General features: G+C 67.9%; 9 protein-coding genes. 5 read left to right on the top strand and 4 right to left on the bottom strand.

The genetic code is table 11. From position 1 onward, the window contains the following. The first annotated feature begins 25 nt into the window (after positions 1 to 25). Positions 26 to 3,709 (top strand): multifunctional oxoglutarate decarboxylase/oxoglutarate dehydrogenase thiamine pyrophosphate-binding subunit/dihydrolipoyllysine-residue succinyltransferase subunit, encoded by a 3,684-nt coding sequence (locus tag OPU70_RS17145; protein WP_082041176.1) that lies wholly within the window; start codon positions 26 to 28, stop codon positions 3,707 to 3,709. A gap of 83 nt (positions 3,710 to 3,792) precedes the next feature. Here the strand turns inward: OPU70_RS17145 and OPU70_RS17150 are convergent, their stop codons facing one another. From OPU70_RS17150 to OPU70_RS17160, 3 genes are read right to left on the bottom strand one after another with little or no spacing between them, the layout of a single operon-like run. Then, complete coding sequence (locus OPU70_RS17150; RefSeq protein WP_498558325.1) at positions 3,793 to 5,091, bottom strand: GNAT family N-acetyltransferase; 1,299 nt, start codon at positions 5,089 to 5,091, stop codon at positions 3,793 to 3,795. 40 nt (positions 5,092 to 5,131) lie between these two features. Continuing rightward, a complete protein-coding gene (locus OPU70_RS17155; RefSeq protein WP_042541911.1) occupies positions 5,132 to 5,377 on the bottom strand; it encodes a zf-HC2 domain-containing protein in 246 nt (81 codons plus the stop codon). Beyond that, positions 5,374 to 6,036, bottom strand: coding sequence for a sigma-70 family RNA polymerase sigma factor (locus tag OPU70_RS17160; RefSeq protein WP_042541912.1), 663 nt, complete (start codon positions 6,034 to 6,036; stop codon positions 5,374 to 5,376). The genes OPU70_RS17155 and OPU70_RS17160 overlap by 4 nt, the downstream gene beginning before the upstream one ends. Positions 6,037 to 6,105: 69 nt before the next feature. Between OPU70_RS17160 and aroA the strand changes: the two genes are divergently transcribed. From aroA to bcp, 3 genes are read left to right on the top strand one after another with little or no spacing between them, the layout of a single operon-like run. Beyond that, a complete protein-coding gene (aroA, locus tag OPU70_RS17165) occupies positions 6,106 to 7,431 on the top strand; it encodes a 3-phosphoshikimate 1-carboxyvinyltransferase (protein WP_042541913.1) in 1,326 nt (441 codons plus the stop codon). Continuing rightward, positions 7,428 to 8,501: a ribosome small subunit-dependent GTPase A gene (rsgA, locus tag OPU70_RS17170; protein ID WP_042541914.1), complete on the top strand. Its 1,074-nt coding sequence runs from the start codon at positions 7,428 to 7,430 to the stop codon at positions 8,499 to 8,501. The genes aroA and rsgA overlap by 4 nt, the downstream gene beginning before the upstream one ends. 9 nt (positions 8,502 to 8,510) lie before the next feature. Then, positions 8,511 to 8,984 carry a thioredoxin-dependent thiol peroxidase gene (gene bcp, locus OPU70_RS17175; RefSeq protein WP_042541915.1) on the top strand — a complete coding sequence of 158 codons (474 nt, stop codon included), beginning with the start codon at positions 8,511 to 8,513 and terminating at the stop codon, positions 8,982 to 8,984. A 3-nt stretch (positions 8,985 to 8,987) separates the two neighbouring features. Here the strand turns inward: bcp and OPU70_RS17180 are convergent, their stop codons facing one another. Next, positions 8,988 to 9,371, bottom strand: coding sequence for a hypothetical protein (locus tag OPU70_RS17180; RefSeq protein ID WP_498558326.1), 384 nt, complete (start codon positions 9,369 to 9,371; stop codon positions 8,988 to 8,990). 235 nt (positions 9,372 to 9,606) lie between these two features. On the opposite strand from OPU70_RS17180, the gene OPU70_RS17185 reads away from it, so the two are divergent. After that, on the top strand, positions 9,607 to 9,855 hold the full coding sequence (locus tag OPU70_RS17185) for a WhiB family transcriptional regulator (RefSeq protein ID WP_028503730.1): 249 nt from the start codon (positions 9,607 to 9,609) through the stop codon (positions 9,853 to 9,855). The last annotated feature ends 41 nt before the right edge of the window (positions 9,856 to 9,896 follow it).

The raw sequence follows: 9,896 nt of genomic DNA on the forward strand, positions 1-9,896 counted from the left end.
CAGCGATGAAAGAGGGCGATCGAGCGTGTCGAACCAGGTGACCGGCGTCGGGGGCGACGGGGGGTTCGGAGCCAATTCCTGGCTCGTGGAAGAGCTCTACGAGCAGTACAAGGTGAACCGCGACTCCGTCGACAAGGAGTGGTGGCCCATCCTCGAGAAGTACCAGTCGGATGCCGCGACCGGCACCGCGGCTCCCGCACCCGCTGCCGAGCAGCCCGCGCATCCGGTGACAGCCCCCATCCCCGTCATCGGCGCACAGCCCGTGGCGCGGACCACGACCAAGCCTGCCGCCGCGGCGCCGATTCCGGCGCAGGCCCCGAAGCCCGCGGCGAAGGCCGAGGCACCGGAGTCGGCGGATCCCGTCGAGGAGGACAAGGTCACGCCGCTCCGCGGTCTGCCCAAGACCCTCGCCGCGAACATGGACGAGTCCCTGACCGTCCCCACCGCGACCAGCGTCCGCACGGTGCCCGCGAAGCTGATGATCGACAACCGCATCGTCATCAACAACCACATGGCGCGCACCCGCGGCGGCAAGATCAGCTTCACCCACCTCATCGGCTGGGCGCTCATCCGCACGCTCGACGAGTTCCGCAGCCAGAACGTCTTCTACGCCGAGATCGACGGCAAGCCCTCGGTCGTGGCACCGGCGCACGTCAACCTCGGCATCGCGATCGACCTGCCGAAGCCCGACGGCACGCGCGCACTCATGGTCCCCAGCATCAAGCGCGCCGACACGCTGACGTTCAGCGAGTACCTCGTCGCCTACGAGGACCTCGTCACGCGCGCCCGCAACAACAAGCTGACGGCCGCAGACTTCCAGGGCACGACGGTGTCGCTGACCAACCCCGGCGGCATCGGCACCGTGCACTCCGTCCCCCGCCTCATGAAGGGGCAGGGATGCATCATCGGCGCCGGTGCGCTCGAGTACCCGGCGGAGTTCCAGGGAGCGAGCGAGAAGACGCTCAACGAGCTCGCGATCGGCAAGACCATCACGCTGACGAGCACGTACGACCACCGCGTCATCCAGGGCGCCGGCTCTGGCGAGTTCCTCAAGAAGGTGCACGAGCTGCTGATCGGGCAGCGCGGCTTCTACGACGACATCTTCGCTGCTCTCCGCATCCCGTACTCGCCGATCCGCTGGAACCCCGACATCGCGGTCGACCTCGCCGAGCGCGTCGACAAGCAGTCCCGCGTGCAGGAGCTCATCAACTCGTTCCGGGTGCGCGGACACCTGATGGCCGACATCGACCCGCTCGAGTACGTCCAGCGCTCGCACCCCGACCTCGAGATCGAGAGCCACGGCCTCACCTTCTGGGACCTCGACCGCGAGTTCGTCACCGGCGGGTTCGGCGGCCGACGGGTCGCGAAGCTCCGTGACATCCTCGGCGTCCTGCGCGACTCGTACTGCCGCACGCTCGGCATCGAGTACATGCACATCCAGGACCCGGAGCAGCGTCGCTGGTTCCAGGAGAAGGTCGAGGTCAAGTACCAGAAGCCCGGCCATGACGAGCAGCTGCGGGTCCTCCGCAAGCTCAACGAGGCCGAGGCCTTCGAGACCTTCCTGCAGACCAAGTTCGTCGGTCAGAAGCGATTCTCGCTCGAGGGCGGCGAGTCGCTCGTCCCGCTGCTCGACGAGATCCTCCAGGGTGCGGCCACCTCCGGCCTCGAGGGCGCAGCGATCGGCATGGCGCACCGCGGCCGCCTGAACGTGCTGACCAACATCGCCGGCAAGACCTACGGCCACGTGTTCCAGGAGTTCGAGGGCACGCAGACCCCCGGCAACCAGCGCGGCTCCGGCGATGTGAAGTACCACCTCGGCACCGAGGGCACCTTCGTCGCCGACGACGGATCCGAGCTCCCGGTCTACCTCGCCGCGAACCCGTCTCACCTCGAGACCGTCGACGGCGTCCTCGAGGGCATCGTCCGCGCCAAGCAGGACCGCAAGCCGATCGGCACGTTCGCCTGGCTGCCGATCCTGGTGCACGGCGACGCGGCGTTCGCCGGGCAAGGTGTGGTCGTCGAGACTCTGCAGATGTCTCAGCTGCGCGGATACCGCACCGGCGGCACGATCCACGTCGTCGTCAACAACCAGGTCGGCTTCACCACCCTCCCCAACGATTCGCGCAGCTCGGTGTATTCGACGGATGTCGCGAAGACGATCCAGGCGCCGGTGTTCCATGTGAACGGCGACGACCCAGAAGCCGTCATCCACGTCGCGCAGCTCGCTTTCGAGTACCGCGAGCGGTTCCACCGCGACGTCGTCATCGACCTCGTCTGCTACCGACGCCGCGGGCACAACGAGGGAGACGACCCCTCGATGACGCAGCCGCTGATGACGGATCTGATCCAGGCGAAGCGCTCGGTGCGCAAGCTCTACACCGAGTCGCTCGTCGGTCGCGGCGACATCACCGAAGAGGAGTACGACGAGGCCAAGGCGGACTTCCAGAACCGCCTGGAGATCGCGTTCGCCGAGACCCACGCTGCAGAGACCGGCGCCAACCCGGTCGCTCAGGACCTGCCTCCGGCTGACGAGCAGGTCGGCGCCCCGGAGATCACTGGAGTCTCGAACGAGGTCATCCAGCTCATCGGCGACGCGTTCGTGAACAAGCCCGAGGGCTTCACCGTTCACCCGAAGCTCCAGCAGCAGCTCGAGAAGCGTCTCGACATGAGCCGCAACGGCAACATCGACTGGGGCTTCGGCGAGCTGCTCGCCTTCGGTTCTCTCCTCGTCGAGGGCACGCCCGTGCGGCTCGCGGGGCAGGACTCGCGGCGCGGCACGTTCGTGCAGCGTCACGCGACACTGCACGACCGCGCGAACGGCCAGGAGTGGCTGCCGCTGTCGAACCTGTCAGACTCCCAGGGGCGCTTCTTCGTCTACGACTCGCTCCTGAGCGAGTACGCCGCGCTCGGCTTCGAGTACGGCTACTCGGTCGAGGCTCCAGAGGCACTCGTGCTGTGGGAAGCCCAGTTCGGCGACTTCGTGAACGGCGCCCAGTCGGTCATCGACGAGTACATCTCGGCGGCCGAGCAGAAGTGGGGACAGCAGTCCAGCGTCACCCTGCTCCTCCCCCACGGCTACGAGGGCCAGGGACCGGACCACTCGTCGTCGCGCATCGAGCGCTTCCTGCAGATGTGCGCGCAGGACAACATGATCGTCTCGCGCCCCTCGACGCCCGCGTCGTACTTCCACCTGCTGCGCCGTCAGGCCTACGCCCGTCCGCGCAAGCCGCTCATCGTCTTCACCCCGAAGGCCATGCTGCGCCTGCGGGGTGCGACGAGCCCTGTCGAGGCCTTCACCCAGGGCCGCTTCGAGCCCGTGCTCGACGACAACCGCGGTCTCGACCGCAACGCGGTGAAGCGCGTGCTCGTGCACTCGGGCAAGGTCCACTGGGATCTCAAGGCCGAGCTCGACAAGAACCCGAACCCCGAGATCGCGCTGGTCAGGCTCGAGCAGCTGTACCCGACGCCGATCGACGGTCTGAAGGCCATCACCGACTCGTACCCGAACGCCGAGCTGGTGTGGGTGCAGGAAGAGCCGGAGAACCAGGGGGCATGGCCGTTCCTTGCTCTCGCATTCGCCGATGTGCCCGGTGACCGCAGCTTCCGCCCGGTGTCGCGCCCCGCGTCGGCATCGCCGGCGACCGGCTCGTCGAAGGTGCACGCGGCCGAACAGGCGAAGCTCCTGCGAGACGCTCTCACCATCAGCTGACGGCTGTCGGATAAAACGGAGAGGGGCTCACGGCGATGCCGTGAGCCCCTCTCCGTGCAGTCCGTCGTCGCGGCGGGCGGCGCTCAGTACCAGATGCCCAGGAGCGGGGCATCTGCTGTGCGGAACGCATCGTCGAGCGCTGCCGCCGTCTCCGTCGATGCATGCAGACGGCCGGCCGCGCGGAGCCGAACAGCGCTGACCCCGCCCGCGTAGATCGACGAGAGAGCCCCCACGCCGAGAATGACGTCGGCCTCTGCGCCGTCGTCGACCCGTGCGACATCCGCCGTACCGTCGGCACCCGAGGTCAGTCGCCACGAGCCTTCGGCGAAACCGAGAGGATCTTCGACTCGGAACACCACATCGAGGGGCGCTCGATACGTGCGGGCGCTGAGCGCAGCGGGCACGTCGAGGAGGCGCAGCCACCCGTGATCGTGAGGGGTGAGGTCCACGCCTCGCTGGTCGGTGACGAGCCAGGTGATCGGATCGTCGATCGGGCGCAGGTCGACCACGACCTTCGACACCAGGTCGTGCTGCAGAGCGAATCTCCAGAGCGCGGCCAGGGCATCCGTCGTGGTCGAGGTCAGGTGGTGGATCTCCATGTCCGCGCGAAAACTCCCCGCGACCTCCTTGAGCGTGTACGCCATCGCACCCCGGACTGCTCCGTCGGCGTCGACGTAGCGCACACCTCGAACGGCCCGTGGAGCGGTGTGTCCCACCGACAGCCCGGCGATCCGCTCCCAACGCGCGTCCCACCCGGCGATCTGCCCCGAACGCTGGGTTCGCGCCTGCTCATGCAGAGCGGACAGGTCCTTCTGAAGCGTCTGGCGCTCGACGTACTCGACGCGGCCATCGGTCGCCGGGCCGTTCCATCCCGCCCTCGGCGCGTCGATCGACACCTTGGCTGCGGGGATCGCCGAAGCGAACCCGTACCGCTCGTAGATCGTCGCCTCAGAGACGGTGAGGCCGGCGACAGCGACACCCGCGCCTGCGGCGGCACGCAGCTCGCCTTCGAGCAGGTTGCGCGCGATGCCGCGGCGACGATGAGTGCCTGAGACCGTGACAGCGCTGATCGCCCACATCCCCACCTCGCCGCCGGGCACGGTCAGCGGAGTCACCCACGAGTTGACCGTGGCGACCGGGAAGGCGCCGTCAGGGGCATTCTCCTCGAACACGCCGACGTTGCGCCGCGTCGCGAGAAGTACGCGGTCTGCGGCGATCTGCTCTGGCGTGGGATCGGCATCGAGGAACCCCCGCGCCTCTGCCCGCAGGAAAGCCTCGGTGTCCGCATCCGAGCCGTTGTCGACGAGTCGGTAGACGAGATTCTTCGCGGCCAGGCGCGCAGCGGACACGGGATCAACGGGGACGGTAAGCGCGTCGGTCATTCCTCCACCCTATGGGAGGCGCGACGGACCGGGTCCCGCCTCAGTGCTGTGCGGCCTGCACCTCACGCAGTCGAGCGAACACCTGGTCACGCAGCTCTTCGGGTGCCGTCTCCTTGCACGCGCGCGCCACGACCTCGGTGAGGGTCGTCGCCACCAGCGCCTCATCCCGGCAGGACGGGCAGTTCTCGAGATGCTCACGGATCTCGGTGTGCTCGGTGTTGCACACCTCGTTGCGGAGGTACTCCTCGAGGTCCTTGCGGGCCTTGTCGCAGCCGCAGTCGGTCATTTCTTGCTCCTCGGGTCGGCCGTGGAGATTCCCCGCTCCGCGGCGTACTCAGCCAGCAGCTCCCGCAGCATGCGCCTGCCTCGATGCAGGCGGCTCATCACGGTGCCGATGGGGGTCTTCATGATGTCCGCGATCTCCTGATAGGCGAAGCCCTCGACATCAGCGAGGTACACCGCCAACCTGAAGTCCTCGGGAACGGCCTGCAACGCGTCCTTGACGACCGATGCGGGCATGTGGTCGATGGCTTCCGCCTCGGCCGAACGGCTGTGCGACGCGGTGGTCGACTCGGCACCGCCCATCTGCCAGTCCTCGAGCTCGTCGATCGTGCCCTGGAACGGCTCGCGCTGCTTCTTGCGGTAGATGTTGATGTACGTGTTGGTGAGGATGCGGTACAGCCACGCCTTCAGGTTCGTGCCCTGCGAGAACGTCGCCCAGGACCCGTATGCCTTGACGAAGGTCTCCTGCACGAGGTCAGCAGCGTCCGCCGGGTTGCGCGTCATGCGCATCGCCGCGGCATAGAGCTGATCCATGAACGGGATCGCCTGTTCCTCGAATTCGCGCCGAGGGTCGCTGACCGTCTCTGCGGTTGCCGTGTCATCCATCACCGGCCAGTCTAGGCGGGTGAGGTCCACCGACTCGCGTTCCAGCGTTGCGAGCATGCTCTCTCCTTGTCGGCGTGCGCCCATATTCGATCGTTCGGACACTCGCGTTTACTAAGGTGGGAACCGATGAGCGCCAACAGGTATTCCCCCTCCCCTGTCCAGGGCGTCTATGTCGCGCCGATCAGCACCGGAGCCGTTCATGCGACCGTGACGATCCCCGGCTCGAAATCGCTCACCAATCGCGAGCTCATCATCGCCGCGATCGCGGACGGACCCGGCAGACTCATCGCTCCTCTGCACTCCGACGATTCCCGCCGCATGATCGAGGCCCTGCGCGCCCTGGGCGTCGGCATCGAGGAGATCGACGGCAACGGAGAGTTCGGGCCCGACCTCGCGATCACGCCGGCCAAGCTCATGGGCGGCACGACGATCGACTGCGGCCAGGCCGGCACGGTGATGCGCTTCATCGCGCCGCTGGCCGGGCTCGCCCAGCGCGACGTGCACCTCACTGCCCACGAGACGGCCCTGCACCGACCGATGGGCGGTCTCATCAGCGCGCTGCGCGACCTCGGAGTCGACATCGACGATGAGGGCACGTGGGCCCTGCCGTTCACCGTCCGCGGCCACGGTCGCATCCGAGGCGGGCGCGTCGAGATCGACGCCTCGGCATCCAGTCAGTTCGTCTCGGGACTCCTGCTCGCCGCCCCGCGCTTCGACGTGGGCCTGCACCTCGTGCACACCGGCGACCATCTGCCGAGCCTGCCTCACATCGACATGACGATCGAGGCGCTGAGCCGTCGCGGCATCCGGATCGAGCGACCAGCCACAGGTGAGTGGCTCGTAGAGGCGGGCGTGCCACGCGCCAAGGAGATCGCGATCGAGCCCGATCTCTCGAACGCGGCGCCGTTCCTCGCCGCTGCACTGGTCACGGGGGGCGCGGTGTCGGTGCCCGGGTGGCCTGTGCACTCCACCCAGCCCGGCGCTCTGCTTCCCGAGATCCTGCAGGCCATGGGTGCGCATGTCGGCCGTCACAGCGGAACGCTGACGGTCCGGGCCGGGGCCGAGATCCGCGGGCTCGACATGGACCTCTCGGCTGCGAGCGAGCTGACCCCGACGCTCGTCGGACTGGCGGCGTTCGCGTCCGGCCCCACCACGATCCGCGGTATCGGTCACATCCGACTCCACGAGACCGATCGCATCGCGGCGCTCGTCGGCAACATCCGCGCCCTCGGCGGCGAGGCGGAAGAGCTCTCCGACGGCCTGCGCATCATTCCCCGACAGCTGCACGGTGGCCGATGGGCGGCGCACCACGACCATCGGATGGCGACGACGGGCGCCCTGATCGGTCTGCGCGTGCCCGGGGTCGAGATCGATGACATCGGCACCACCTCCAAGACGCTTCCGGAGTTCACTCTCCTCTGGGAGCGAATGCTGCGAGGCGCATCCTCGTGAGCTGGCTCGACGACTCCGACGACCTCGACGACGACTTCGAGGACTATGACGAGAGCAGCATCCGCACGCGCCCGAACCCGAAGGCCAACCGCCCTCGCACCAAGCGACGGCCTGCGCATGACGACGCTCAGATCGGCCGCGTCCTCGGCGTGGACCGTGGTCGCTACTCCGTGCTGATCGACGAGGACACGCCTGACGAGCGCATGATCACCGCCGCACGGGCGCGTGAGCTTCGCAGGAACCCGATCGTCACCGGTGATCACGCCAAGGTCGTCGGCGACATCTCAGGCGAAGACGGCACCCTGGCGCGGATCATCGGCATCGCCGATCGCACGTCCCTGCTTCGGCGCAGCGCCGACGATACCGACCAGGTCGAGCGGGTGATCGTCGCGAACGCCGATCAGATGCTCGTCGTCGTCGCCGCCGCCGACCCCGAGCCGCGTGCCCGCCTCGTCGACCGCTACCTCGTGGCCGCGTTGGATGCCGGCGTGCGCCCGCTCCTCGTCGTCACGAAGACGGACCTGGCCGACCCCAGCGCCTTCCTGTCGCATTTCGACGGACTCGACGACCTGCGCGTCTTCACCAGTGCGCAGGACGAGATGCCCGTCGACGAGATCGGTGCTGCCCTCGTCGGGCACTCCACGGTCTTCGTCGGGCATTCGGGTGTGGGCAAGTCGACGCTCGTGAACGCTCTGGTGCCCAGCGCTCTGCGCGCGACGGGGCACGTCAACCAGGTCACCGGACGTGGCCGGCACACCTCTTCGTCGACCGTATCGCTGCGATACGTCAGCCCGGAGGGCAACGGCTGGGTGATCGACACCCCCGGCGTCCGCTCCTTCGGTCTCGGGCATGTGAACCCCGCGAACATCCTCGCCGCCTTCACCGAGCTGGCGGAGATCGCCGAGAAGTGCCCGCGCGGATGCACGCACCTCGCGGATGCTCCGGATTGCGCACTCATCGAAGCGGCCGAGAGCGGCGAGCTGAGCGAGACCGGGCGAGCGCGCCTGGACTCGCTGCAGAGGCTTCTGCAGACGTTCGCCGACAAGGCCGAGCAGACGCCCGGCCGGTAGGCTGGACGTGTGACTGTGCGCCTCGACTCCGGATCCGCTGCCCCCGACTTCGCTCTTCTCGACCAAGACGGCGCGACCGTCCGACTCGACGATCTGCGCGGCCAGAAGACGGTGCTCTATTTCTATCCGGCCGCGATGACGCCAGGGTGCACGACGCAGGCCTGCGACTTCCGCGACAGCATCTCCTCTCTCGAGGGCGCCGGGTACCGCGTGATCGGGGTCTCGCGTGACGAGCCTGCGAAGCTCGCCGAATTCCGCGAGCGCGACGGCCTCACCTTCACCCTTCTCAGCGACCCGGACCACGCCGTGCACACCGCATACGGAGCCTGGGGCGAGAAGATGAACTACGGCAAGGTTGTAGAAGGAGTCATCCGCTCGACCTTCGTTCTCGATGAGCAGGGAACGATCACCCTCGCTCAGTACAACGTCAAGGCGACAGGGCACGTCGCCCGACTGCGCAAGCTGCTCGGCATCGACGCCTGAGAGTCACTCCGCCGGGCGCTCGTTCTCGGCGCGCGTGCTCGCGATCAGCAGCGCGAAGCACAGCAGCGCCGGCAGCCCGACGCCGATGGTGAACGCCCAGGCGATCGGCTGCAGCGTCAGCGAGCCGAGCGCGAGCGCCACGGCGAGCACCTGGAAGACGACCCCACCCGAGCGTGCCCACGAATGGCCCGTCCTGGTTCCGATGGCGAATGCGATGAGAGCGACAGCGCCGATGAGCGTCAGCACGATGAGGGCGAGCGCCGTCGGCAGCGACGCGGCATCACCTGCGCCGAGACCGACGAGCTCGATGAGGGCGAACACGATCAATGCGGCGCCCTCTGCCGCGAGAACCGCGGAAGCCGCCAGAGCGAGGCCGGGTGAGCGCACAGTTGTCTCCTGAGAATCGAATGAGAACGGCGGAAACCCTTGATTTCGCCGGTTTCATGTAACAGAATGGACAGCGTCATGTGCTCCCACAGCGGCGTGGGGCGGGCTTCGCGCTCGCATCACAGAAAGCGGGCATCCGTCCGTATCTCATACAGGGTAGCTGAACCCGATCTGCACCCGAAATCCGAGTCGTCGCAATGCGACGATTTCTGAAACACCACACCGAGGAGCCCCCATGGACTGGCGCGATAAGGCCGCCTGCCTGACTGTCGACCCCGAGCTGTTCTTCCCTGTCGGGAACACCGGTCCGGCCGTCGACCAGATCGAGAAGGCGAAGACCGTCTGCGCCACCTGCACGGTGACCGAGATCTGCCTGCAGTACGCCCTCGAGTCCAGCCAGGACTCGGGCGTGTGGGGAGGCCTCTCCGAAGACGAGCGCCGTGCGCTCAAGCGCCGCGCCGCTCGCGCCCGCCGCGCCTCCTGAGCATCGAGAAGCGGGGGGGGGGGGGGGGGGGGGGGGGGGGG

The sequence above is a fragment of the Microbacterium sp. SWDP-B6 genome (genome assembly GCF_059803615.1).